Origin of the sequence: Streptomyces sp. NPDC085460 (genome assembly GCF_044541975.1) — a bacterium.
In the GTDB taxonomy this organism is placed as follows: Bacteria; Actinomycetota; Actinomycetes; order Streptomycetales; family Streptomycetaceae; genus Streptomyces.
Genome location: NZ_JBITTO010000003.1, coordinates 224,403 through 249,268 on the forward strand (window position 1 = coordinate 224,403; position 24,866 = coordinate 249,268).

24 protein-coding genes and 1 tRNA gene are annotated in these 24,866 nt (G+C 70.6%); 7 read left to right on the forward strand and 18 right to left on the reverse strand.

The annotated features are described in order from the left end of the window. Positions 1-24 precede the first annotated feature (24 nt). Complete coding sequence (gene clpB / locus ACIGHB_RS08820; protein ID WP_399910812.1) at positions 25-2,610, reverse strand: ATP-dependent chaperone ClpB; 2,586 nt, start codon at positions 2,608-2,610, stop codon at positions 25-27. Between the two features lie 129 nt (positions 2,611-2,739). On the opposite strand from clpB, the gene ACIGHB_RS08825 reads away from it, so the two are divergent. Next, entirely contained in the window at positions 2,740-3,144 is a 405-nt protein-coding gene (locus ACIGHB_RS08825; RefSeq protein WP_399910815.1) for a pyridoxamine 5'-phosphate oxidase family protein, read from the forward strand. 133 nt (positions 3,145-3,277) lie between these two features. Here the strand turns inward: ACIGHB_RS08825 and ACIGHB_RS08830 are convergent, their stop codons facing one another. Further along, positions 3,278-3,598 (reverse strand): (2Fe-2S)-binding protein, encoded by a 321-nt coding sequence (locus ACIGHB_RS08830; RefSeq protein ID WP_360307075.1) that lies wholly within the window; start codon positions 3,596-3,598, stop codon positions 3,278-3,280. A gap of 320 nt (positions 3,599-3,918) precedes the next feature. Here ACIGHB_RS08830 and ACIGHB_RS08835 point away from each other — a divergent pair, with 320 nt between their 5' ends. Then, positions 3,919-4,923, forward strand: a complete 1,005-nt coding sequence (locus tag ACIGHB_RS08835; RefSeq protein WP_360307078.1) for a helix-turn-helix transcriptional regulator — start codon at positions 3,919-3,921, stop codon at positions 4,921-4,923. 5 nt (positions 4,924-4,928) lie between these two features. Beyond that, on the forward strand, positions 4,929-5,399 hold the full coding sequence (locus tag ACIGHB_RS08840) for a hypothetical protein (RefSeq protein WP_360307081.1): 471 nt from the start codon (positions 4,929-4,931) through the stop codon (positions 5,397-5,399). Between the two features lie 95 nt (positions 5,400-5,494). Here the strand turns inward: ACIGHB_RS08840 and ACIGHB_RS08845 are convergent, their stop codons facing one another. From ACIGHB_RS08845 to dnaK, 4 genes are read right to left on the reverse strand one after another with little or no spacing between them, the layout of a single operon-like run. After that, positions 5,495-5,944: a heat shock protein transcriptional repressor HspR gene (locus tag ACIGHB_RS08845; RefSeq protein ID WP_360307084.1), complete on the reverse strand. Its 450-nt coding sequence runs from the start codon at positions 5,942-5,944 to the stop codon at positions 5,495-5,497. A gap of 4 nt (positions 5,945-5,948) precedes the next feature. Next, positions 5,949-7,130 (reverse strand): molecular chaperone DnaJ, encoded by a 1,182-nt coding sequence (gene dnaJ / locus ACIGHB_RS08850; RefSeq protein ID WP_360307087.1) that lies wholly within the window; start codon positions 7,128-7,130, stop codon positions 5,949-5,951. A 33-nt stretch (positions 7,131-7,163) separates the two neighbouring features. Beyond that, positions 7,164-7,826 (reverse strand): nucleotide exchange factor GrpE, encoded by a 663-nt coding sequence (gene grpE, locus ACIGHB_RS08855; protein ID WP_360307090.1) that lies wholly within the window; start codon positions 7,824-7,826, stop codon positions 7,164-7,166. Then, the gene (gene dnaK / locus ACIGHB_RS08860; protein ID WP_360307093.1) at positions 7,823-9,661 is read right to left on the reverse strand and encodes a molecular chaperone DnaK; all 1,839 of its coding nucleotides are present in this window, start codon (positions 9,659-9,661) and stop codon (positions 7,823-7,825) included. The genes grpE and dnaK overlap by 4 nt, the downstream gene beginning before the upstream one ends. Positions 9,662-9,907: 246 nt before the next feature. On the opposite strand from dnaK, the gene ACIGHB_RS08865 reads away from it, so the two are divergent. Further along, positions 9,908-10,489: a sugar transferase gene (locus ACIGHB_RS08865; protein ID WP_388876860.1), complete on the forward strand. Its 582-nt coding sequence runs from the start codon at positions 9,908-9,910 to the stop codon at positions 10,487-10,489. Positions 10,490-10,651: 162 nt separating this feature from the next. Further along, complete coding sequence (locus ACIGHB_RS08870) at positions 10,652-12,913, forward strand: (Fe-S)-binding protein (protein ID WP_399910823.1); 2,262 nt, start codon at positions 10,652-10,654, stop codon at positions 12,911-12,913. Between the two features lie 57 nt (positions 12,914-12,970). Here ACIGHB_RS08870 and ACIGHB_RS08875 read toward each other — a convergent pair whose 3' ends face one another. Then, positions 12,971-13,726: a hypothetical protein gene (locus tag ACIGHB_RS08875; protein ID WP_399910826.1), complete on the reverse strand. Its 756-nt coding sequence runs from the start codon at positions 13,724-13,726 to the stop codon at positions 12,971-12,973. A 182-nt stretch (positions 13,727-13,908) separates the two neighbouring features. Here ACIGHB_RS08875 and ACIGHB_RS08880 point away from each other — a divergent pair, with 182 nt between their 5' ends. After that, positions 13,909-14,751: a Yip1 family protein gene (locus ACIGHB_RS08880; RefSeq protein WP_360307105.1), complete on the forward strand. Its 843-nt coding sequence runs from the start codon at positions 13,909-13,911 to the stop codon at positions 14,749-14,751. Between the two features lie 93 nt (positions 14,752-14,844). On the opposite strand, the gene ACIGHB_RS08885 is transcribed toward ACIGHB_RS08880, so the two are convergent. Beyond that, a complete protein-coding gene (locus ACIGHB_RS08885; protein WP_024755952.1) occupies positions 14,845-15,342 on the reverse strand; it encodes a phosphoribosyltransferase in 498 nt (165 codons plus the stop codon). Between the two features lie 14 nt (positions 15,343-15,356). Beyond that, positions 15,357-15,932: a dCTP deaminase gene (gene dcd, locus ACIGHB_RS08890; protein WP_046910319.1), complete on the reverse strand. Its 576-nt coding sequence runs from the start codon at positions 15,930-15,932 to the stop codon at positions 15,357-15,359. A gap of 410 nt (positions 15,933-16,342) precedes the next feature. Between dcd and ACIGHB_RS08895 the strand changes: the two genes are divergently transcribed. Continuing rightward, positions 16,343-16,413 (forward strand) — tRNA-Gly (locus ACIGHB_RS08895). 72 nt (positions 16,414-16,485) lie between these two features. On the opposite strand, the gene ACIGHB_RS08900 is transcribed toward ACIGHB_RS08895, so the two are convergent. The 9 genes from ACIGHB_RS08900 to ACIGHB_RS08940 form a co-directional block, all read right to left on the reverse strand. After that, positions 16,486-17,661, reverse strand: coding sequence for a tyrosine-type recombinase/integrase (locus tag ACIGHB_RS08900; RefSeq protein ID WP_399910830.1), 1,176 nt, complete (start codon positions 17,659-17,661; stop codon positions 16,486-16,488). Beyond that, positions 17,661-17,936, reverse strand: a complete 276-nt coding sequence (locus ACIGHB_RS08905; protein ID WP_399910833.1) for an excisionase family DNA-binding protein — start codon at positions 17,934-17,936, stop codon at positions 17,661-17,663. The genes ACIGHB_RS08900 and ACIGHB_RS08905 overlap by 1 nt, the downstream gene beginning before the upstream one ends. Positions 17,937-18,392: 456 nt before the next feature. Continuing rightward, positions 18,393-19,868, reverse strand: coding sequence for an ATP-binding protein (locus ACIGHB_RS08910; RefSeq protein ID WP_399910836.1), 1,476 nt, complete (start codon positions 19,866-19,868; stop codon positions 18,393-18,395). A gap of 2 nt (positions 19,869-19,870) precedes the next feature. Further along, a complete protein-coding gene (locus tag ACIGHB_RS08915; RefSeq protein WP_399911629.1) occupies positions 19,871-20,683 on the reverse strand; it encodes a DNA primase in 813 nt (270 codons plus the stop codon). A gap of 20 nt (positions 20,684-20,703) precedes the next feature. Next, positions 20,704-21,429: a DNA methylase gene (locus ACIGHB_RS08920; protein ID WP_399910839.1), complete on the reverse strand. Its 726-nt coding sequence runs from the start codon at positions 21,427-21,429 to the stop codon at positions 20,704-20,706. An 82-nt stretch (positions 21,430-21,511) separates the two neighbouring features. Then, complete coding sequence (locus ACIGHB_RS08925) at positions 21,512-21,649, reverse strand: hypothetical protein (protein WP_399910842.1); 138 nt, start codon at positions 21,647-21,649, stop codon at positions 21,512-21,514. 267 nt (positions 21,650-21,916) lie between these two features. Further along, complete coding sequence (locus ACIGHB_RS08930; RefSeq protein WP_399910845.1) at positions 21,917-24,046, reverse strand: FtsK/SpoIIIE domain-containing protein; 2,130 nt, start codon at positions 24,044-24,046, stop codon at positions 21,917-21,919. Positions 24,047-24,138: 92 nt separating this feature from the next. Further along, entirely contained in the window at positions 24,139-24,348 is a 210-nt protein-coding gene (locus tag ACIGHB_RS08935; RefSeq protein ID WP_399910848.1) for a DUF6257 family protein, read from the reverse strand. An 81-nt stretch (positions 24,349-24,429) separates the two neighbouring features. Next, on the reverse strand, positions 24,430-24,822 hold the full coding sequence (locus ACIGHB_RS08940) for a DUF6251 family protein (protein WP_399910851.1): 393 nt from the start codon (positions 24,820-24,822) through the stop codon (positions 24,430-24,432). Positions 24,823-24,866 lie beyond the last annotated feature (44 nt).

Genomic DNA, 24,866 nt, shown 5'->3' on the forward strand with positions numbered 1-24,866 from the left:
GGGATCCGCTGCGGGCTGACACGCCTACGACGCCGCCCCGACGATCAGGCCGTCCTCGAACCGGTCCACGCGGACGGTGTCTCCGTCGCGGACCTCGCCGGCCAGGATCTCCTTGGCGAGCCGGTCGCCGATGGCCGTCTGGATGAGGCGGCGCAGCGGACGGGCGCCGTACGCGGGGTCGTTGCCCTCCTCGGCCAGCCACTCCAGGGCCTCCGGAGTGACGTCCAGGGTGAGCCGGCGGTCGGCGAGCCGCTTGGCGAGCCGGTCGATCTGGAGCCGCGCGATGCGGCCCAGCTCGGCGCGGTCGAGCGCGGAGAAGACCACCAGGTCGTCGAGGCGGTTCAGGAATTCCGGCTTGAAACTGGCCCGGACGACCTCCAGGACCTGCCGCTTCTTCTCCTCGTCGCCGGTCAGGGGGTCGACGAGGTACTGGCTGCCGAGGTTCGAGGTGAGGATCAGGATGGTGTTGCGGAAGTCCACGGTCCGGCCCTGGCCGTCGGTGAGCCGGCCGTCGTCGAGGACCTGGAGCAGGATGTCGAAGACCTCGGGGTGCGCCTTCTCGACCTCGTCGAGCAGCACCACGCTGTACGGGCGGCGGCGGACGGCCTCGGTGAGCTGGCCGCCCTCCTCGTAGCCGACGTAGCCGGGGGGCGCGCCGACCAGGCGGGCCACCGAGTGCTTCTCGCTGTACTCCGACATGTCGATGCGGACCATGGCCCGCTCGTCGTCGAAGAGGAAGTCGGCGAGGGCCTTCGCCAGCTCGGTCTTGCCGACGCCGGTGGGGCCGAGGAAGAGGAAGGAGCCGGTGGGCCGGTCGGGGTCGGCGATCCCGGCGCGGGTGCGGCGCACGGCGTCGGAGACGGCCCGGACGGCCTCGGTCTGGCCGATGAGGCGGCGGCCCAGCTCGTCCTCCATGCGGAGCAGCTTCTGCGTCTCGCCCTCCAGGAGGCGGCCGGCGGGGATGCCGGTCCAGGCGCCGACGACGTCGGCGATGTCGTCGGGTCCGACCTCCTCCTTGACCATGGTGTCCTTCTGGACCTCGCGCTCGGCCTCGGTGGCCTCGGCGAGCTCGCGCTCCAGGGTGGGGATCTCGCCGTAGAGCAGCTTGGAGGCGGTGTCGAAGTCGCCGTCGCGCTGGGCGCGCTCGGCGCGGCCCCGGGTCTCGTCGAGCCGCTCCTTCAGCTCGCCGACCCGGTTGAGGGACTGCTTCTCCTTCTCCCAGCGGGCGGTGAGGCCGCGCAGCTCCTCCTCGCGGTCGGCGAGGTCGCGGCGGAGCTTCTCCAGGCGCTGGACGCTGGCCGGGTCGGTCTCCTTGGCGAGGGCCAGCTCCTCCATGCGGAGCCGGTCGACGGAGCGCTGGAGCTCGTCGATCTCGACCGGGGAGGAGTCGATCTCCATGCGGAGCCGGGAGGCGGCCTCGTCGACGAGGTCGATGGCCTTGTCGGGGAGGAAGCGGGAGGTGATGTACCGGTCGGAGAGGGTCGCGGCGGCCACCAGGGCGGAGTCGTTGATCTGCACCTTGTGGTGGGCCTCGTACCGGCCCTTGAGGCCGCGGAGGATGGCGACGGTGTCCTCGACGGACGGCTCGGCGACCAGGACCTGCTGGAAGCGGCGCTCCAGGGCGGGGTCCTTCTCGATCCGCTCGCGGTACTCGTCGAGGGTGGTGGCGCCGACCATGCGGAGCTCGCCGCGGGCCAGCATCGGCTTCAGCATGTTGCCGGCGTCCATGGCGGAGTCGCCGCCGGCGCCCGCGCCGACGACGGTGTGCAGCTCGTCGATGAAGGTGATGATCTGGCCGTCGCTCTCCTTGATCTCGGAGAGGACGGTCTTCAGCCGCTCCTCGAACTCGCCGCGGTACTTGGCGCCGGCGACCATCGCGCCCAGGTCCAGGGAGACCAGCCGCTTGTTCCGCAGCGACTCGGGGACGTCGCCCTTCACGATCCGCTGGGCGAGCCCCTCGACGACGGCGGTCTTGCCGACGCCGGGCTCGCCGATGAGGACGGGGTTGTTCTTGGTGCGCCGGGAGAGGACCTGGACGACCCGCCGGATCTCGTGGTCGCGGCCGATCACCGGGTCGAGCTTGCCCTCGCGGGCGGCGGCGGTGAAGTCGGTGCCGAACTTCTCCAGGGCCTTGTACGAGCCCTCCGGGTCGGCGGTGGTCACGCGGCGGCCTCCCCTGGCCTTCTCGAAGGCGTCCTGGAGCCGGCGGGCGGTCGCGCCCTGCTGGTCCAGGACCTGGCCGGCCTGCCCGCCCTTGGCGGCGAGGCCGATGAGCAGGTGCTCCGTGGAGATGAACTCGTCACCGAGCTTCTTCGCGCGGTCGGCGGCGTCGGCGATGACGGCGAGCAGCTCGCGGTTGGGCTGCGGGGGCGCGACGGTCGCGCCGGTCACGCTGGGCAGGGCGGCGAGCAGCCGCTCCGCGCCGGTGCGGACGGCGGCCTGGTCGGCCTCGACGGCGGCCAGCAGGTCGGTGATGTTCTCGTTGTCCTGACCCGTCAGCAGCGCGAGCAGAAGATGGGCCGGGGTCAGATCGGCGTGCCCCTGGGACACGGCGCGCTTGCTCGCCGCGTTCAGCGCGTCCCGGCTCCTGTTGGTCAGTTCGGCGTCCACGTGCGGGTTCTCCTCCTGGGGCGGTGGTCCTCTGGGTCCTCGTCTGTACTGACTCATACAGCGTACATAAAGTTGAGTCTATTCCGCTCAAGGTATCGGAGGGCGGCGGGACGGCGGTAGTTTCCGGGCATGGCGACTGACCCGAGGAACCCCACGGACTCGTACCGCAGCTTCTGGTCCGAGTACCACATGTGCACGCTGACCACCCCCCGCCCGGACGGCACCCCGCACGTCGTGCCCGTCGGCGTCACGTACGACCCCGAGCACGGGCTGGCGCGGATCATCACCAACAAGCACAGCCGGAAGGTCGCGAACGTGCTGGCGGCCGGCGCGGACGGGGCCAGGGTCGCGGTCTGCCAGGTCGACAAGGGGCGCTGGGCCACCCTGGAGGGCGTCGCGCGCGTCCGCACCGAGGCGGAGACCGTCGCCGACGCGGTGGCCCGCTACGCGGACCGCTACGGCCGCACGCCGACGCCCAACCCGGACCGGGTCGTCATCGAGATCGCCCTCACCCGGGCGATGGGCCGCGCCTGACCGCACCCAGAGGCACACACACGCACGAGCACCCGCACCGGGACAGCACAACGGCGCCATCGCGTTTCAGGTCCGCGATGGCGCCGTTGTGTGGGGGAAGCACCTGAGCGATCTAGAACGACGGGGGCATCGCTCAGGCACTGCGGGGGGTGGCGGTGAGGGTCTCGGGCTCGATCAGCTGGTGGTCCCGCTGGTCGAGGTTGACGAAGATCATGCCGTACCGGACGGCACAGCGAATGGGCTGCGGCGCGCCGCGCGGGCGTCTGAGGCACCGGTAGGCCCTGACGTCCTCGTCCTGCTCCCGTGCGACGACCACAGGTTCTCCGAACAGGGTGACCTTCAGCGAGTCGCCACGGTGGGGGATGGCCGTGACGAGATCGATGAAGTGCCACCCGGACCGGTAGGCCGAAGCCATCTCCCTGCGGAAGACCCGGTCGTCCGGAGGCACCGTCATGCGCTCGCGCCCTTGGGGGCGATCTCCCAAGAAGGCTCGGAGGGAGACGCGAGCAGGGCTTCCGCGGGAGCGCTCTCCCACGAGGGCTCACCCGGCTGCGCCAGCACGGAGTGCGCCGGCGTGCTCTCCCATGAGGGCTCACCGATCCCGGCGAGGACGCCAAGAGCAGCCGCCGCAACGGCTATGGCGCTAAGTGCACGAACCATCCTGGTCATGGCCGATCTCCACCTCTTTTGATCACTACCTCCCCCGCGCCTAGAACGATGGCTCACGCGCATCCCCTTCCACCACCCACGCCGGGCATCATGTTCCTGTAATTCATGACCCTGAGGGGGGTGCACATGGGGCGAGAAGGCGAAATATCAGCCCATAACCACAGTCACGGTGAGCTGTGCGACGTGGGGAAGGAGCTGTACGCGAACGCTCTCCGCAGGGGCCGCATCCCCCGCTCCGAGGCCGCGGCCGCCCCCTGCCTGACCGACATGGAGCTGCTCCACCCCGACCCGGACGACAGCCAGTGGCTGCACCCGGTGCCCGCCTCGATCGCGCTCAGCCAGCTCATCCGCCCCATCGAGCAGGAGATCCAGGCCCGCCGGCAGCACGCCGTCGCCCTGGCCGACGCCTTCGAACCGTTCATGGCCATCCACACCCAGGACCCCTCCGCCACCCAGGCGATCACGGTCCTGGAAGGACTCAGCGTCATCAACGCCGCTCTCGACCGGGCCACCGGCGAGTGCGCCGTCGAACTGCTCACCATCCAGCCGGGCAGCGGACGGCGCCCGGAGACCCTGGAGAAGGCCCTGCGCCGCATGGAGCCGCTGCTCGACCGCGGCGTCACCATGCGCACCCTCTACCAGCACACCGCCCGCCACCACCCCGCCACCCTCGCCTACGTCGAGCGGGCGGCGCCCTACGGCCTCACCCTGCGCACCCTCGAGGAGATCGTCGACCGGCTGATCATCGTCGACCGCAAGGTGGCCTTCGTGCCCGCCCGCAGCGACCGCCAGGTCGCGCTCGAACTGCGCCACGAGGGCCTCGTCCAGTATCTCGTCGGCGTCTTCGAGCAGTTCTGGCTGCACGCGGTCCCGTGGGACGAGGAAGTCCCCTACAGCCCCGCCGTGGACGGCATCGGCGGGGTCCAGCGCTCCATCGCCCGGCTCCTCGTCGAAGGACACGTCGACGAGGCCATCGCCCGCCGCCTCGGGATGAACGTGCGGACCTGCCGGGCCCACATCGCCAAGCTCGCGGCCACCCTGGGCAGCGGGAGCCGGGCGCAGCTCGGCTACCTGATCGCCCGGTCCGGCCTTCTCGAACGGGACGACTGACCACCGTGCACGCACACATCACGCTCGACGGCCCCGCCGGCACCCTCCTCGTCTCCGGGGAGGGACTGCCCTCCGTGGAGCTCGTCCGGACGGCCGGGACCCCGGCCGACGCCCACACGCCCATCGGCACCCGGAAGGGCGGGCTGCTGACGCTCACCGTCGACGGCGCGCCCGCCTCGATCCGCCCGGCCCGGGGCCGGCTGCTGCGGCGCTCGTACCGGGTGGACGTCCGCGCCGGCGGCGTCCGCTACCGGCTCGTGCCCTGCTCGTACGGGGAGAGCCGGCTCAGCCGGGACGGGCGGGCGCTCGGCCTGCTGAGCTCCAGCGGCGACGGGCGGGTGATCGACGAGTGGGACGAGGGCGTCGAGCCCACCCCGCTCGACCTCGCCGTCGGCACCGCGCTGGCCGCCGCCTTCGGCACCGGCGCCTCGCCCTGGTGGGAGACGCTCGGCGACATCATCGGCGAGCTGATCTGAGACGCGCGTGAGGGCCCCTCCCAGGACGGGAGCTGATCTGAGAACGCACGTGAGGGCCCCTCCCCGGCCGGGGAGGGGCCCTCACGTGTGGGTGGCTATTCGCCGCGCTTCGGCGCCGGCCGCCAGACCACCAGCGCGCTCGCCTGCTGCACGTCGGTGTACGGGACCAGGTCGCGCCGGTACGAGGCGTGCACCTGGGCCTCGCGCTGCCGCATCGCGAGGGCCGCGCCCTCGACGGCGGACGAGAGCTCGGCGACGCGGGCCTGGAGCGCCGCGACCTGGTTCTCCAGCTCGATGATGCGCTTGATTCCGGCCAGGTTGATGCCCTCGTCCTGCGACAGCTGCTGCACCTGGCGGAGCAGTTCGATGTCGCGGGCCGAGTAGCGGCGGCCCCGGCCGGCCGTGCGGTCCGGCGAGACCAGGCCGAGGCGGTCGTACTGGCGCAGGGTCTGCGGATGCAGCCCCGACAGCTGGGCCGCCACCGAGATGACGTACACCGGGGTCTCGTCGGTCAGTTCGTACGGATTGCGTCTGCGTCCGTCCACCGCGTCACGCTCCCTTCGCCGCCTGGAACAGCTCCGCCCTGGGGTCCGCGTCGGCGGTCGCCGTCCGGTACTGCTCCAGGGCCTCGCGGGCCTTGTCGTCCAGCTCCCTGGGCACCGCGACCTCCACCGTCACCAGCAGGTCGCCGCGGGTGCCGTCCTTGCGGACCGCGCCCTTGCCGCGGGCGCGCATGGTCCGGCCGTTCGGCGTGCCGGCGGGCAGCTTGAGGGTGACCGGCGGGCCGCCGAGGGTCGGCACCTTGATGTCGCCGCCGAGCGCGGCCTCCGTGTAGGAGACCGGCACGGTGATGGTGAGGTTGTCGTCCTTGCGGCCGAAGACCGGGTGGGCGTCGACGTGCACGACGACGAACAGGTCGCCGTGCGGCCCGCCGCGCTCGCCCGGGGCGCCCTTGCCGCGCAGTCTGATCTTCTGCCCGTCGGAGACGCCCGCCGGGATCCTGACCTGCATGGTCCGCGAGGACTTGGCCCGGCCGGAGCCCTTGCAGATCTCGCAGGGGTTCTCGGCGATCAGGCCGCGGCCCTTGCAGTCCACGCACGGGTCGGTCAGCGAGAAGCCGCCGCCGCTGCCGCGCGAGACCTGGCCGGTGCCGACGCAGGTCGGGCACACCCGGGGGGTGCCGTTCTTGTCGCCGGTGCCCGAACAGGCCGTGCACGGCTGCTGGCTGGACATGCGCAGCGGCACCGTGGCGCCCTCGATGGCCTCGGTGAAGCTGAGCGTCACCTCGGACTCGATGTCCTGGCCGCGGCGGGGCTGGGTGCGGGCACCCGTACCGCCGCCTCGGTTGAACAGTCCGCCGAAGACGTCCCCGATTCCGCCCCCGCCTCCGCCGAAGCCGCCGGCTCCGCCCTGGGCACCGCCGCCGAAGAGGTCCCCCAGGTCGAAGTTGAACGAGCCGCCGCCCGCGGGACCGCCGGCCCTGAAGCCACCGTTCCCGAAGAGGGCGCGCGCCTCGTCGTACTCCTTGCGCTTCTTGGGGTCACCGAGGACGTCGTTCGCCTCGGAGATCTCCTTGAAGCGCTCCTCCGCCTTGGTGTCGCCCTTGTTGGCGTCCGGATGGTTCTCGCGGGCGAGCTTCCGGTACGCCTTCTTGATCTCGGCCTCGGTGGCGTCCTTGGGGACGCCGAGGACCTTGTAGTAGTCCTTCTCGACGAAGTCCTTCGTGCTCATCGACGTCCCTCCTCCCGCACGCGGGTACGGCTGTTACTCGCTGTCCTGCTCGGACGCGCCGGACGTGCCGGCGTCCTCCGGCTCCTCGGCCTTGCCCTGCGCCCCGGGCTGGGGCTCGGCGACGGCCACACGGGCGGGCCGGATGGTCCGCTCGCCGATCCGGTACCCAGGCTGCAGGATCGCGACGCACGTCGTCTCGGTGACGTCCGGTGCGTACGAGTGCATCAGGGCCTCGTGGATCGTCGGGTCGAAGGGCTCGCCCTCCTTGCCGAACTGCTGGAGCCCCATCTTGGCGACGACGGTCTCCAGCGACTCGGCGACCGACTTGAAGCCGCCGAGCAGCTCGCCGTGGTCGCGGGCGCGGCCGATGTCGTCGAGGACCGGGAGCAGGTCGGACAGGAGGCTCGCGACGGCGATCTCCTTGACCGTGACCCGGTCCCGCTCGACCCGGCGCCGGTAGTTCTGGTACTCGGCCTGGAGCCGCTGGAGGTCGGCGGTGCGCTCGGAGAGCGCGGAGCGGACCTGGTCCAGCTGGGCGGTGAGGCCGGCGTCGGCCGCCGGCGTGCTGTTCGCGTCCCCGGCCGGGGCCGCCTTGTCCTCGGTGGACTCGGCGGCCTCGGCGGCCTCAGCGGTGTCGGCGCTGTCGCCGGAGGGGACGTCGGGCTTCTCCTCGAAGCCCGGGGTCTCCTCGCTCACGCCTGGCCGTCCTTCTTGGGCTCGTCGTCGACGATCTCGGCGTCGACCACGTCGTCGTCCGCCTTGGCCTCACCGGCGGGGGCGCCGGCCGCCTGCGCGCCCTGCGCGTCGGCGTAGAGGGCCTGGCCGAGCTTCTGGGAGACGGCCGCGACCTTCTCGGTGGCGGTGCGGATCTCGGCGCTGTCCTCGCCCTTGAGCTTCTCCTTCAGCTCGGCGACGGCGGCCTCGACCTCGGTCTTCACGTCACCGGGGACCTTGTCCTCGTTGTCCTTGAGGAACTTCTCCGTCTGGTAGACGAGCTGCTCGCCCTGGTTGCGGGACTCGGCGGCCTCGCGGCGGCGGTGGTCCTCCTCCGCGTACTGCTCGGCCTCCTGGCGCATCCGGTCGACCTCGTCCTTCGGCAGCGAGGAGCCGCCGGTGACGGTCATCTTCTGCTCCTTGCCCGTGCCCAGGTCCTTCGCGGTCACGTGCATGATGCCGTTGGCGTCGATGTCGAAGGCGACCTCGATCTGCGGGACGCCGCGCGGGGCCGGCGGGAGGCCGGTCAGCTCGAACATGCCGAGCTTCTTGTTGTACGCCGCGATCTCGCGCTCGCCCTGGTAGACCTGGATCTGCACGGACGGCTGGTTGTCCTCGGCCGTCGTGAAGATCTCGGACCGCTTGGTCGGGATCGTGGTGTTGCGCTCGATGAGCTTGGTCATGATGCCGCCCTTGGTCTCGATGCCGAGGGACAGCGGGGTGACGTCGAGGAGCAGGACGTCCTTGACCTCGCCCTTGAGGACACCGGCCTGGAGGACGGCGCCGATGGCGACGACCTCGTCCGGGTTCACGCCCTTGTTGGCCTCGTTGCCACCGGTCAGCTCCTTGACGAGCTCGGCGACGGCCGGCATACGGGTCGAGCCGCCGACCAGGACCACGTGGTCGATCTCGGAGAGGGCGATGCCCGCGTCCTTGATGACGTTGTGGAACGGGACCTTGCAGCGCTCCAGCAGGTCCGAGGTGAGCTGCTGGAACTGGGCGCGGGTGAGCTTCTCGTCCAGGTGCAGCGGGCCCTCGGCGGAGGCCGTGATGTAGGGCAGGTTGATGGAGGTCTCGGTCGAGGAGGAGAGCTCGATCTTCGCCTTCTCGGCGGCCTCGCGGAGGCGCTGGAGGGCCATCTTGTCCTGCGCCAGGTCGACGCCGTGACCGTTCTTGAACTGGGTCACCAGGTAGTCGACGACGCGCTGGTCCCAGTCGTCGCCACCGAGGTGGTTGTCACCGTTGGTGGCCTTCACCTCGACGACGCCGTCGCCGATCTCCAGGAGGGACACGTCGAAGGTGCCGCCACCGAGGTCGAAGACGAGGATCGTCTGGTCGTCCTTGTCGAGGCCGTAGGCCAGGGCGGCCGCGGTCGGCTCGTTGACGATGCGCAGGACGTTGAGGCCCGCGATCTCACCGGCCTCCTTGGTGGCCTGGCGCTCGGAGTCGTTGAAGTACGCCGGGACGGTGATGACCGCGTCGGTGACCTTCTCGCCCAGGTACGCCTCGGCGTCGCGCTTCAGCTTCTGGAGGATGAAGGCGGACATCTGCTGCGGGTTGAAGTTCTTCCCGTCCAGCTCGATCTTCCAGTCGGTGCCCATGTGGCGCTTCACGGACCGGATGGTCCGGTCGACGTTGGTGACCGCCTGGCGCTTGGCGACCTCGCCGACGAGCACCTCGCCGTTCTTGGCGAAGGCGACGACGGACGGCGTGGTCCTGGCGCCCTCGGCGTTGGTGATGACGGTGGGCTCGCCGCCTTCCAGAACGCTGACGACGGAGTTAGTCGTACCCAGGTCGATGCCGACCGCACGTGCCATTTCGATTCCTCCAGCTGACTGACTTGAGTGGAACTGACTCAAGGATGCACGACGGGATGGCCGACGTCAACAGACCTGAGTCGAGGTGACTCAACTCTTCGTCGGCCCGATCGCTCAAAGAGACGCGAGGAGCGCGTCGTTCCCTGACTGCGGAGGCGGGAAATGGGAGAGTCCTGGTGCCCCGTGTCGGGCAAAGCGGGCATATTCCACGAACATCCCATGATCTCAGCCGGAGGGGTCCGGGGCATGACGGCGAACCGTACGCAGCACACCCACCACACCCGCCCACACGTCACCCGCCGGCCACGGCGCGGCACGGACCTCAAGCGCGCCTTCGACCTGCTGGGGGGTACGGCCCTGCTGCTCGCGCTCTCCCCGCTCCTCGGCGCCGTCGCCCTCACGCTCACCCTGGCCGCCCCGCCCTCCGGCGGCGCCCCGCTGCTGCGCCGCCGCACGGTGGCCGGCCTGGACGGCCGGCCCTTCACGATGCTGACCTTCCGCACCCGCAGCCCGCTGGCCGCGCTGCCGCTGCTGCTGCACGTCGTCCGGGGCGAGATGTCGCTCGTCGGCCCGTGCCCGCTCTCCCCCACCCACCGGGAGTGCGCGGGCGAGACCCGCCGCCGGCTCTCCGTGCGCCCGGGGCTGACCGGACCGTGGCAGATCAGCGACCGCTCCGACCTGCCCTGGGAGGAGCGCGAGCTGCTCGACCTCCACTATGTGGACCACCACTGGCTCGGCATGGACCTGGCCGTTCTGGCGCGTACGCTTCCAGCAGTCCGCCGACGTCGTCTCCGGCGCGCCTCGGCCCGTCCGGCAAGGCTTGCCTGAGCGACACAGATCACCGCGAGGGCCGCTACAAGTGCGGCGCCCCGACCGGTAATCTCAGCACGGACTAATTAAGTTACCGCTTAGTAGGCTCAGGGCGAAGGTGAGGGCACGGCGAGCACAGGCCGCCCCCGCAGCGCCCCAGGCCCGCCCGAGGAGCCCGTCATGCAACTCGCCGCGATCATCGTGTCGCTGACGCTGACCGTGGTCGGCGTTGCCCTGCTCGCTCGCGCCATCGGCCAGTTCGTCGCGTACTTCAAGCTGGGCCAGCCGGTCCCGGCCGGGACCCGCACGGACAACCCCTACCAGCGCAGCGTCACCCTCGTCCGGGAGTTCCTGGGCCACACCCGGATGAACCGCTGGGGCATCGTCGGCTTCGCGCACTGGTTCGTCGCGGTCGGCTTCCTGACCCTCCCGCCGACCCTCGCCCAGGCGTTCGGCCAGCTCTTCCAGGCCGACTGGACCCTGCCGGTCATCGGCGGCTTCCTGCCCTTCGAGCTCTACATCGAGTTCATCGGCGTCATGACGATCCTGGGCATCGCCGCCCTGATCGTCATCCGGCTGCTGTCGCTGCCCTCCCGGGCGGGCCGCAAGTCCCGCTTCGCCGGCTCCAAGGCCGGACAGGCGTACTTCGTCGAGTACGTGATCCTCACCATCGGCCTCGCGATCTACGTGCTGCGCGGCCTGGAGGGCGCGATCCACCACGTCGAGCACTACGAGGCCGCGTACTTCGCCTCGTACCCGCTCGTCCTGCTCTTCAAGGGCCTGTCCCTCTCCACGCTCCAGACGCTCATCTACTTCACCGCCATGGTGAAGATCAGCACCTCGTTCATCTGGATGATCGTGGTCTCGCTGAACACCAACATGGGCGTGGCCTGGCACCGCTTCCTCGGCTTCCCGAACATCTGGTTCAAGCGCAACGCCACCGGCGAGACCGCGCTGGGCGCGCTCCAGCCGATGACGACCGGCGGCAAGCCGATCGACTTCGAGGACCCGGGCGAGGACGACGTCTACGGCGTCTCCCAGGTCGAGCAGTTCTCCTGGAAGGGCCTCCTCGACTTCTCCACCTGCACCGAGTGCGGCCGCTGCCAGTCGCAGTGCCCCGCCTGGAACACCGGCAAGCCCCTCTCCCCCAAGCTCCTCATCATGTCGCTGCGCGACCACGCGCACGCCAAGGCGCCGTACCTGCTCGCCGGCGGCGGCAAGACCATGGAGGGCGAGGAGAAGGCGTCCGAGGAGCAGCTGAAGGACGTCCCCGCCGCGGCCCTGGCCGAGGCCGAGCGCCCGCTGATCGGCACCGTGGAAGAGAACGGCGTCATCGACCCCGACGTCCTGTGGTCCTGCACCACCTGCGGCGCCTGCGTCGAGCAGTGCCCGGTCGACATCGAGCACATCGACCACATCGTCGACATGCGCCGCTACCAGGTCATGATCGAGTCCGCCTTCCCGTCGGAGGCCGGCACGATGCTGAAGAACCTGGAGAAGAAGGGCAACCCCTGGGGTCTCGCCAAGAAGCAGCGCGTCGAGTGGACCAAGGAGGTCGACTTCGAGGTCCCGATCGTCGGCAAGGACATCGAGGACCTGTCCGAGGTCGACTACCTCTACTGGGTCGGCTGCGCCGGCGCCCTGGAGGACCGCGCCAAGAAGACCACCAAGGCGTTCGCCGAACTGCTCCACATCGCGGGCGTCACGTTCGCGATCATGGGCGGCGACGAGAAGTGCACCGGTGACTCCCCCCGCCGTCTGGGCAACGAGCCGCTGTTCCAGCAGCTCGGCCAGGAGAACGTCGCCATGCTGAACATGGCGTTCGGCGAGGACGACGACGACCCGGAGACGAAGAAGCCGAAGTCGGCGAAGAAGATCGTCTCGACCTGCCCGCACTGCTTCAACACCATCGCCAACGAGTACCCGCAGCTCGGCGGCGAGTACGAGGTCATCCACCACACCCAGCTGCTCCAGCACCTCATCGACGAGGGCAAGCTGATCCCGGTGACCCCGGTCGACGGCCTGATCACCTACCACGACCCGTGCTACCTGGGCCGCCACAACAAGGTCTACACGCCCCCGCGCGAGATCATGTCCGCCGTCCCGGGCCTGCGCCAGCAGGAGATGCACCGCCACAAGGAGCGCGGCTTCTGCTGCGGCGCCGGCGGCGCGCGGATGTGGATGGAGGAGCGCATCGGCAAGCGCATCAACACCGAGCGCGTCGACGAGGCCCTCTCCCTCAACCCGGACATCGTCTCCACCGCCTGCCCGTTCTGCCTCGTCATGCTCACGGACTCCGTGAACGGCAAGAAGAACGACGGCAAGGCGAAGGAGAGCCTCCAGGTCGTGGACGTGGCCCAGCTGCTGCTCGACTCGGTGAAGACGCCGGTCGACCCGGAGCCGGAGCCCGCGGACGAGCCGGAGCCCGAGCCGGCCGCGTAGCCACGCGCGCGTGAAGAAGGGCCGCCCCACCTGGTGGGGCGGCCCTTCTTCACGTTCTCACCGCTTCTGGGCGTGGTACGTGGCGACGAGCTTGCCGTTCAGGTCGTAGACCCAGCTGTTGCCGCCCCGCTTCGGGGTGTCCACGACGACGAAGCGGTACTGCTGCTTTCCGGGCTGCACGGCGAGCTTGTACGTCCAGCCGCGGTGCTGGACGGTGAGGTGCTTCGGGTCGACGGTGGCCACGCGCTTGCCGTTGACGAGGGACACCTGGACGCGGGGCCCGTTCTTGCCGTGCTTGGCGAAGGTGGCGACGGTGCCGTCCGCGAGCTTTGCCTTGGGGAGAGCCCGGGGAGCGGGCTTGGGGGCGGGCTTGGGCTTCGGGGCGGGCTTGGGGGCGGGCTTCGGCTGGGGCGCCGGCTTCGGCTCGGGCTTCGGCTCGGGCTTGGGGGGTACGGGCGCGGGGACCTGGTCCATCCAGGAGCTCACGGTCCCGTCGGGCTGGAGGACGATGTGGAGCCCGTTGTTCTCCGCGTACGCCGGCCGGCCGCCCGTACTCGACAGGCTGCCGATCAGCACGCCGTCCCGGCCCACGATGTCGGCGCTGTACGAACCCTCCCCGGTCTGCCGCACCTGGGCGGTGGACCCGTCGGGCAGCGGCCAGCCGGAGACCTGCTCCCGCACGGCGGCCCCCGGGTCGCCCGAGCCCGAGGCGTCGTCGGCGAAGGCGGCGGCGGCCGAGAGGAGGAGCGCGACGGAGGTGCCGGTGGCGACGGCGGCGGTGCGCAGGACTCGGCTACGGCGGTTGAGAAGCATGGAGAACTCCAGAGGGGTTTCGCTGCTGACCCGACCGAAGCTACGGACCACACATTGAGGCGATACGTCCGTTTTGTAACAGTGACCGCGCGACCGTCCGGCGACCCTGTGACCCCCTAGGGGATGTCACAGCTCAGCACCGAAGGAGCGGGCGTGCCGCACGAACGGGTACGTTCAATGACGTGGCTGGATTCAGGAACGGACGCGGCCGGGACAACCGCCCCCCGCAACAGCATCGACCGCAGCAGCATCGCCCGCAGCAGGCGCCGTACGGGTACGACGCGGCGCCCCCGCAGGCGTACCCGCAGCAGCAGTGGCAGCAACAGCCGCCGCAGCAGCAGCCGTACGGGGAGCCCGAGTACTTCGGCGACCCGCACGCGCAGCACCCCCACGCGGCGACGGCGAACAACCCGGGCCACACCCAGATGTTCAGCGTCGACGACCCCTACGGCCCGCAGGGCGGCTACCAGGCTCCCCCGGCGCCCGTCGGCCCCCGCCTCGGCTGGAAGGCCCTGCTGAGCGGCATCGTGCTGCGCCCGGCGGACACCTTCCTCCGGATGCGCGACCACGCGGTCTGGGGCCCGGCCCTGACCGTCACCTTCCTCTACGGGCTGCTGGCGCTCTTCGGCTTCGACCAGGCGCGCGAGGAGACCGCGACGCTGGGGACCACGCTCTCGTACGTCCTGATGACGGGCGTCGGCTTCGTCGTCGGCGGCCTGATCTTCGGCGCGGTCACCCACACGCTCGCCCGCCAGCTCGGCGGCGACGGAGCATGGCAGCCGACGGTCGGCCTGTCCATGCTGATCATGACCCTCACGGACGCCCCGCGCCTGCTCTTCGCCGTCTTCCTCGGCGGGGGGAACGGCCTGGTCCAGGTCATCGGCTGGGCCACCTGGCTCGCCGCCGGCGTCCTCTTCACCCTGATGGTCAGCCGCTCCCACGACCTCCCCTGGCCCAAGGCGCTCGGCGCCTCGGCGATCCAGCTGGCGGTCCTCCTGAGCCTGATCAAGCTGGGCACGCTGTAAGGCCCGCCACCCTGCCCGATACGCGAAGGAGCCCCCTGACCTCAGGGGGCTCCTTCGCGTATCAGGCGGGTCGGCGCAGGCGGCTCAGGCGGCTCAGGCGTCGAGGACCTGTCCCTCGCGCTTCACGACGGGCGGCTCGACCGACCAGGGGAAGTTGATCCACTCGTCCGTCTTCTTCCAGACGTACTCGCACTTCACGAGGGAGTGGGACTTCTCGTAGATGACGGCGGAGCGGACCTCGGCGACGTGGTCGACACAGAAGTCGTGGACGAGCTTGAGCGTCTTGCCGGTGTCGGCCACGTCGTCCGTGATCAGGACCTTCTTGTCGGAGAAGTCGATCGCGTCCGGGACGGGCGCCAGCATGACCGGCATCTCCAGCGTGGTCCCCACACCCGTGTAGAACTCCACGTTCACGAGGTGGATGTTCTTGCAGTCGAGGGCGTAGGCCAGACCGCCGGCGACGAAGACGCCGCCGCGCGCGATGGAGAGGACGATGTCGGGCTCGTAGCCGTCGTCGGCGATGGTCTGCGCCAGCTCGCGCACGGCCGTCCCGAAGCCCTCGTACGTCAGGTTCTCGCGTACTTCACTCATGTCCGGCTACCGCCTCACACCTGGGTCCGATGGAAGTTCATGTACGAGCGGGACGCCGTCGGCCCCCGCTGCCCCTGGTAACGGGAGCCGTACCGCTCGCTGCCGTAGGGGAACTCGGCGGGCGAGCTCAGCCGGAACATGCACAGCTGCCCGATCTTCATCCCCGGCCAGAGCTTGATGGGCAGGGTCGCGAGGTTCGACAGCTCCAGGGTCACGTGCCCCGAGAACCCGGGATCGATGAACCCGGCGGTGGAGTGCGTCACGAGCCCGAGCCGCCCGAGAGAACTCTTCCCCTCCAGGCGCGACGCGATGTCGTCCGGCAGGGTGATGACCTCGTACGTCGAGGCGAGCACGAACTCGCCCGGGTGCAGGATGAACGCCTCGTCGCCCTCCGGCTCCACCTCACGCGTCAGATCGAGCTGCTCGATGGCGGGGTCGATGTGCGGGTGGCGGTGGTTCTCGAACACCCGGAAGAAGCGGTCGAGACGCACGTCGATGCTGGACGGCTGCACCATGGATTCGTCGTACGGGTCGATGCGCACCCGCCCGGCGTCGATCTCGGCCCGGATGTCCTTGTCTGAGAGAAGCACGCCCCCACGATACGCAGGGGGCGCGGACCTCCCCAATCGGGACCGGCTCCGCGCCCCCTCGGTTCACCCAGCTCAGCGCTGCTGAACCTCCACCGGCACCGCATGCCTCAACCGCGCGCACCGCGGACACCGGATGAGCCGCCCGGGCCCGATCCGCCCGGCACCGAGCTGCTGAAGCGGAAACGAGGCGGTACTGAACACGTGCCCTTCGGCACAGCGGACGACGGTGCGCTCCACGGAACCCATCAAGTCGCTTCCCCTCCACACACGCTGGACGAGACAGCCACATTAGGGGATCAACGGGACACCCTCCACGCGGCACTCCGACCCGCGCGCGAGAGGCGAACTACGCCACCAGTGGCGCATGGGGTACAGTGTGCAACGATGCGACCGGCTCATCCGGCCGCAATGCGGATGTAGTTTAATGGTAGAACATGAGCTTCCCAAGCTTATAGCGCGGGTTCGATTCCCGTCATCCGCTCTTGAACGAAGCCCCAGGTCAGAGACCTGGGGCTTCGTCGTTGTCTAGACCTCCTCAGGTGCCCCGCACCACCTACGCACCACCTGCCCTCTTCTCCCGCTCCTTCCGCACCTTCTCCTGGGCCTTCTCGCGCGCCGTCCGCACCATCCGGTCCAGCCCGCCCGCCACCTCCTTCTGCCGGTCGTGGTCGGAGTGCTGGTAGATCAGCGCGGCCTTCTCGGTCGACTGTCCGGCCCGCACCATCGTGTCCTTCAGCGTGGCGCCCGATCGGGTGGAGAGCGTGTGCCCGGTGTGGCGGAGGTCGTAGAACCGGAAGGACGCCGGCATGCCGACCTTCACTCGCGCCTTCCGCCACCTCCGCCCGAACGTGGACCGGCGGAAGGGCGCCCCCTTCTCCCCCACGAACAGCAACCCCTCGGGCCCCTTCTCCGCGTACCAATCCATGTGGCGCTTGAGGTCCGTCCGCAGGAACTCCGGCAGGACGACGACCCGCTTCCCTGCCTCCGACTTGGTCGGCCCCTCGGCGCGCTTGCCGGTGGCCAGCTCAGGGGCCGCCTTCCGGATGACGATCGTGACGTTGTCCACGTCGACGTCCTTCCGGCGCAGCTCTGCCTGCTCCTCCGGCCGCATCGGCCCGTACGCGCCGAGGTAGACCATCAGGCGCCACCGGATGCCCACGGCCTCAGCGAGCGCGTCGACCTGTTCGACGGTCGCCACCTGACCCGACTTGGAGACCTCCTTGCCCGCGCCGCGAATGCGGCAGGGGTTCCGGCGGATCAACTCGTCGTCGGCGGCGGTCTCCAGGATCGCTTTCAGCAGCCGGTAGGACTTGGCGACGGTGGTCGCCGCTCCGGTGGCGGCGAGCCGCTCGGCCCGCCACTCCCGGACGCGCGGCGGGGTGATCTCGTCCAGGTCGAGCCCGCCGAACGTCGGGACGATGTGGAGCCGGAGGAGGCGGGTGTACAGCTCCTCGGTAAGCGGGGCAACTCCCCGCTCCACCACCCACTTCGTCGCGTACTCCTCGAAGTTCACCGCGCCGGCGTCCGGGTCGCGCCACGCGTTCCGGGTGATGTCCGCTTCGATCTGCGAGAGCCAGATCTCCGCGTCGGTCTTGGTCTCGAACGTGTCGGGCGCGCGTCGACGCTCCCCGGTCGGGTCGAGATAGGAGGCCGTCCAGCGCCCGGAGCGGTACTGCCTCACGGCGCCGAACCGGCGCATGGTCATCGACTTCTTCCGCTTAGGGGCCATCAGGCGGCCCTCCTCGCGCGGCGGCGGGGCTGGATCGGCTCGACGGTGTGGGCGGCGATGAACTCCCGCACCACGCTGAGCGGGAAGCGGACGTGCGTCCCGAGCTTCACGTAGCGGATGCGTCGTTCGGCCACCAGACGGCGCGGGAAGCGCTCCGTGGTCCCGAGCATCGCGGCGAACTCGGGGACGGACAGGTACCTCTCCTCAAGCGGTGCGGGGTCGACCGGCGCGGGCGCGGCGGCGAGCCTCCGCCCGATGTGAGCGAGGTTGCTCATCAGACATGACTCCTTGGGGTCTGGGCGAGGGTGCCCATGTGTGTCCGAGGTGGTGATTTCTGCGTCACGGCGTCATAAGCGTCATTAAGGCTGCTGACCTGCGACTTTGCGTGACGCGAGGTGGAGGGTGCTGTGTCACGGGTGACGGGGCCGTCCGTCGCTTCGTGACGCAGGTGACGAACGGTGACACAGAGATTTGGGCTCTGCGTCACCCTCATTCGCACAGGTCAGGCCGGGTTTTCCGGGGTGTGGTGACGCAGGTGACGCAGGGTCTTCCTACTTAGGAAAAGTGGGGCCTGTGTTCTGTTGTTGCGCGCGCCTTCAGGCGTGAATGGGGAGCCGCGAAGCGGCACGCCCCTTGGGCGGCGGCAAGCCGCCGAAGAGCAAGAGGAGCACCGCCCGCGCTGGGCCGGGGGTGCTCCTCTTGCCTGTGCGGCCAGGCCCGCGCGGCGCGGTCTAGAACGCCTGCTGCTGCTCGTCGGCCGGGGGCTTGGGGCGAGTCATCTCGATGTAGCGGGCGGCGCGGGTGCGGCCCCAGTCGACGAGGACACCACGGGCAGCGAGGACGGGCTGGAGACGCTTGAGGCGATCGGAGAGGACCTTGCCGGTTGTGGGCCACCCCTTGGGCACGGGCCTAAACTCCCCCTCCCCGGTGTAGATCTGCGTGAGCGCGTGCAGCCACTCGGACGACGTCATCCGGACGTCGGTGCCGGGTTCGATGCCGGCGGCGTGCTTGAGGACGGTCTGGGCGAGGAGGTCGCCCTCGATGACGTCGTCGTTGAGGTCGTCCAGGCTGGCCCGGTAGGCGTCCAGGGCGCCGAAGTTGCGGGCGGTGTCGAGCTGCGCGCACAGGTGGGCGAAGTCGGCCATTCGCAGGTCGGTCGGGATGTCGGCGCGGGCGGCGCGGACCTCGACGGCGAGGTCGAGGACGGACCCGAGGATCACGGGCAGGGACTGCGCGAACTCGGCCCACAGTTCCGCTTCGGTGCGCCGTACGCGGGGGCGTTCGAGGCGGAGGGGGAGGAGGCGTTCGGCGAGGTCGGGGCGGATGACGCCGACGTCGATGCCGGTCAGCAGCATCGGCCGGCGGTAGCGGGAGCGGACGACGTCGCCGTCGGTGAACAGGGCGCGCTTGATGTTCTCGGCGCCGGTGACGATGCAGCACATGAGGTCGGAGAGGTCGGGGCCGAGGTGGGAGAGGTTGTCGAGGCCGGTGACCCATCCGGCGGCGACGGCGGTGATCAGGTTCTCCTCGTCCTTCGGCGCCCGCCGTAGGTCGCCGCTCATGCCCTCGATGATCCGCACCAGCATCTTCCCGGCCGTCGATTTCCCCGCCCCCTGGGGGCCGGTGAGGAACGGGGCCGGGACGGGGACGTCGGGGCCCAGGCAGCCCACCAGCCACCCGAGGGCCAGGGACTCGGCGCGGGCGTCGCTGAAGTTGCACAGCCGCATCAGCAGGTCGACGCCCTTTCCGTTCGTGTCCTTCACGGGGAGCGGCAGTTCCCCGGTGAGCTGGGTGCGGCGCCAGCAGACCTCGCGCGGGTCGGGGACGGTGATGTCCCAGCCGGTGGGGTGGATGCGGACGGAGCGGCCGTCGTCTCGGCCGAGGTCGAGCCAGGTGGCGCCGTCGAATCCGGGGGCGACGCGGATGTGGACGGGTTGGACGTCCTCGGTGAGCGCGAGTGCTTCGATCAAGTCGAGTGCCTCCTTCAAGGCGGTTCCGTTGAAGACGCCGTGCCCGTCGCGGTACAGGCCGACCATGAGTTCCTGCCGGTGGCTCCCGGTCGTGCCCTGTGAGCGGATCGGGCGGGCCACGGGGTGGCCGTTGCGCTGGGCATAGACGAGGCCATCGACCGTGCGGAAGTAGCGGAAATTGGCCCGCGCGTAGTCGCTGATGACTTCGCGGGCCGGGTTCTTCTCGTCCTCGGACATCGCTACATCCCCAGAGCGGTCGACGCGTTGGTCCAGGCGGTGGTGCAGTGCCGGGCCGATTCGCCCTTGGCCTGGGCGGCGGCGAAGAGGCGGCTGATGTGGGTCTCGGTGAGGCAGCCGCACCGGCCGTGCGCGGACAGCACCGCCAGGAACGTCCGGTACACCGTGTTGTGGACGCCGCTCTCAGCGCCGGTGATCCGTTGCTCCGCCATGGCGATCCCGCGCTCCAGGTACGCGGGCGAGCGGTGCGGGCACCGCCCGCCGCCGGCCGGAGCGGACACGGTGACGGCACGGGTCGCCGGGCGGGCGGCGGGCTTCACCTCGACCAGCGCGTGCACGGCGGCGGGGACGTCGGCCATAGCGCCGCTGCCGGGGCCGAGCCAGCGGGCGTAGGACATGAGCGACTTGATGTCGACGCCGGGCCGGACCTTGTTCACGGACCGGACGGTGCCGGAGTAGATCCAGTGCTCCCCGCGCGTCGTGGCCACGGTCGTCGTGGGTGGGAGCGTGGTGCGGGCCCAGGCGATGGCGTCGACGTTGTCGAGGTCGACGACGGTGACGCCGGCGCCGCCGGGGTGGTAGCCGATGGCCCGTGCCCGTCGCCAGGCCAGGCCCCACTGGCGGGAGGCGAGGACGGTGGGGGTGGTGGTGGCGGCGGCCCATCCGTGGCACGGCCACGGGCAGACGCACGGCCCTGGGGTCTTCATGTTCGGCCGGCCGCCGCAGGCGAGGTCGGCGCAGTCCGGGCAGTTGCCGAGGGGGCGCTTGTCGGCGCCCAGGGGCAGGACGGGCAGGTGGCCGTCGGCGAGGGCCATGGCGTTGATGGCGAGGCTGTTCACGCTGCCCTCCTCGCGCGGGCCTGGTTGAGGAAGCAGGCGCCGAGGTAGCGGGAGTAGGCGGGCGGGATGGCCTCGGTCAGTTCCTCGCGGACGTCGGTCCACGTGATGTTCATGGCCTTCTGCAACTCGGGGATCGACGGTTTGCCGCCGCCGTTGCCGTACGGGGCGACGTAGGGGCCGTCGTGGTACTCGCCGTGCCGCCACCCGCGCACGCGACCGAGGTGTTTGGGGTGTTCGAGCTGCGGGGCGCTCCAGCCGCCGAGTTCGAAGTTGCGGTGCCGCAGGACACCGAGCGAGAACATCTCCCCGCACAGCCACACGTCCCGGCGGATGTCCGCGCGCCCGTTGGGCTGCTCGATCACGTACGGCAGCCCGGACGCCTCCAGCAGCTCCCGCGTGGGGGCGACCAGGTCGACGTGCGAGCGGCCCCAACCTCGGGAGGCGTTGGTGCCGACGGACAGGTTGCACTTGGCCTGGCACGGCGGGGAGGAGTGGATGAACGAGAACCGTCCGATCTCCCCCGACGAGATGAGGTCGGCGAGGAAGGTGAGGGCGTCGGCCTGGTGGAAGGTGAACGGGTAGTTCGGGCGCGGGGCGATGTCGACGCCGACGACCTTGAAACCGGCCCAGTTGTAGCCGCGGCTTGCGCCGCCGGCGCAGCAGAACAGATCCAGCAGCCACGGCCTGTCGCCGCGTCGCCGGATCGGGAAGAGATGCGTCATGCTGGATGTCTCCAGTTCGTTGTTGGCGGTCTGGAACGAGGGCGGCCCCGGTCTTTGGCGAGAGGGGGCCGCCTTTGGCGTGTCAGGAGGCGGTGGGGCGGAGGCGGCGGGTGATCGGGACGGCCCGGGTGTTGGGGCTGCTGCCGCTGTCGTAGTTCCAGCGGCCGGGGCCGTCCCCGGAGCGCTGGACGGGCTTGGGATTGGGGGGCTTGCGGGGCATCGGCGGGCTCCTCGGTACGTCGGGAGTTGCGGGTTCATGGATGCCTGATGACGCTAAGCGGAAGCCCTGAATGTGTTCGCCCAGGGAGGGGCGGGCACCCCCTCCCGGACGGCTCGCACGGGGGGTTTTCGCAGGCCGAGACGTGCTGACTCCCTGCCTCCCTAGATCACTGTTTCCGCAGTTCAGGGCCAGGGAGGCGGGGTAGGGAGGGGTTCAGGGAGTTCTCCCTGTCTCCCTGGCGCTTCCCTGGGTCGCTCCCTGTCGTTCTCAGGCGGAAGCGGAACCGTCGGTGTCGCGGTTGGTGAGTGCGAGGGTGAGGCGTTCGCGGCCGACGACCATGCGGCCGTCGGACTTGTAGGGGCCGGCGCCGGCCGCGTCCAGGACGGCCTTGAGGTCGCCGGGGGTCCAGGCGCCGTAGGTGGCGGGGCTGAGGGTGGTCAGCCGCTTGAGGACGTCGGCCGTGAGGACCCGGGGGTCGTCGCCGACGACGGCGAGGATGTCGGCGAGCGCGTCGCGCTCCTCCTCGTCGTCGGCCGTGGCGGTGAGGGTGGTGATGCCGTCGCGCAGTGCCTTGGCCCGGTCGGCGATGGTGTGGGCGGTGTCGGTGTCGATGTAGTGGGTGCGGACGGTGATGGACGCCTGTCCTGCGGGGATCTTGATGCCGTCGGAGGCGATGACGACGGTGCCCTTGTCCAGACCCTGGCGCAGCATGTGCGGGGCGGCGCCGCCCTCGACGGCGTTGTCGCCCAGGGCCATGCGCGCCTGCGACTCGGTGCCCAGGACGAGGGAGATGCGGGTGTGTGCGCCCTCGCGGACGAGTTTGGGCAGGTTCTCGTTGGTGGGGTCCTGGGTGCCCTGCCACATCAGCACGTCCACGGCCCGACCCTGGTTGTGGATCTTGCGGACGGCCTGGAAGTAGCGGCTGGTGGCCTTGGTGCCGCCGTAGGGCCGCTTGTCGTCACCGAGGGCCGGGGACATGAACGCCACCTGCGCTTCGTCCACCAGGCAGATCAGCGGGGTGAACTTCGTCCCCGGCGGGGCCTGGATCCGGTGCTCCATCTCCGCGACGACGGCCTCGACCATCTCGGTGGCGTCGATGACGTGGTCGTCGGTGGGGCCCTGGATGAGGACGGTGGCGATGCCGTCGAACATGCCCCAGTCGCCCACGCCCTTGAGGTCGGCGATGCGGAACTCGACCCGGCGGTCCAGGGCCAGCCACAGCGCGAGGGAGCGGACGGCGGCGGTCTTGCCCTGGTTGGACTTGCCCGTGATCAGCAGGTGCCGCTGGTAGAGGCTCAGCTCGGCGGCGTCCCCGCGCAGGTCCTGCCCCCATGGGGCGGTGCCCTTGGTGTAGTCGGCGCTGATGGTCTCGTCCACGGTCAGTGGGGAGGGGCCGATCGGCTCGTCCAGGGCGCCGGAGTCGGCGATCCACAGCCGGACCGTGCGGGCGGCCTCGGGGATCGTGACGAAGACCTCGTGCCCGTGCCGGTTCAGGTTCTCCGCCAGCTTCTTGCGCCGTGCCTGGACCTCCGCCGTCTCGACACCCGACGGCAGCGTGACGTCGACCTCCACGCCGCATCCGGCGATCCGGATCGGGCCGAGCATCGCCGCCCCGGCGTCGCCCATCTCCTTGATGGCCTTACGCAGGGCGGGGATGCCGAGGTCCCGCATCGCGGTGACGACGATGGACGGGGTGATCGGGGCGCCGGCGTCGCTGATGCGGGAGGTCGCGGGAAGAGACCACTGCGGGGCGGCGGCCTGGTGACGGCCGACGGCCCACAGACCGGCGAGCGCGAGCCAGGGGCCGACGGCGAGGAGCGGGCCCCACACCATCTGCACGATGACCACGAGCAGCCGGACGAGTTCGACCAGGGCCATCAGCGGGGTGAACACGTCGGCGGGGTCCTTCGTGGCGATCGCGAAAGCGATACCGACGGCGATCAGGGCGCCTATCCCGGTGGCGGCGCCGTAGGCGGCGCTCTTGGCCATGTCCTGGGGCGCGGTGAGCAGGTCCATGCGGCGCTTGTGCCGCTCGGCGCGGAAGCGGTGCAGCCGCTCCTCCCACTCGCCGGCCGCCTCGTAGTTCCCCGCGGCTTCCGCCGCCCGCATCATCCGCTGGTAGCGGGCACCGGTGCGGCCGTCCCAGGCGCGGCGGGCGGTGATCCGGGTGCCGCCGAGGAGGTAGGCGCCGTGCCGGACGGTGACGCGGGCGACGGTGCGGGTCCGCTCGTGCTTGACCGCGCCGGTGAGCGTGTGGCGGGTGCGGACGAACACGCGGACCGGCAGGGCCCGGCGGGGCGCGGCCGGGGTGTCCGGGACGACGGCCAGGGTGGGAGGGGCAGGGGTGGTGTCGGTCTGGTCCTTGAACAGGGGGACCACGGTGCCGTTGTCGGTCATGCTGGGGTTCTCCTGCTGCTCGAAAGAGTGGAAGGAAGTGGGCCCGGGGCGGTCGGGATGCTTGGCGGCTGTCGGCCGCCCCGGGGGCACAGCTACTTGCGCTTGGGCTGGTTCTTCTCGGCGCGGTCGCGGGCGCGGTCGAGGAGGCGGTCGACCTTCTTCTCCAGGTCGCCCTGGTAGACGTTCTCTCCGGCGATGCCGCGCTTGGCCATGCGGGCGATGTACCAGCCGAACTTGACGCCCTCGCCGACGGTCAGCGGCGGGTGGTTCGGGTCGTACTCGTTGTTCTTCTTGCCGGCCACGATCGGTCCCTTCCGGGGCCGGGGCTGTCCCGACTCCCCTTCCACCCCCGACCGGTCCGGTCGGGGGTGGGCGGGCAGCCGTCAGCGGCGGCGCAGCACCTTCGCGGCCTTGCCGACGTTCTTCGCCGCGTTCGCGCCGTCGGTGCCGCCGATGGACTTCACGACGGAGACGACGCCCCAGGTCATGGCGACGGCGAGGAACGCGAGCAGGGCCAGGTTCGCGGCAATCGCGGTCAGCACGCCGACCAGCAGGGGGCCGAAGTAGACGCCGGCGGCGACCGTGCCGGCGCCGATCCCGGAGCCGAGCGCGATCCGCTGGACCGTGCGGTCCGGCGGGGCCTGGTGGATGTGCTGGTGCACCACCTGCGGCACCGGGCCCGGGGCGGGCTGGATCGGGGCGGGGAGGTGGTCGGCGTAGGCGTAGGTGCCGTCCGGGAGCCGGACGACCGGGGCGGGCTCGGGAAGGTGCGACATCGGTTCTCCCAGTCGGGCGGGTGGGTGGAAGAGCGGGTGGGGTG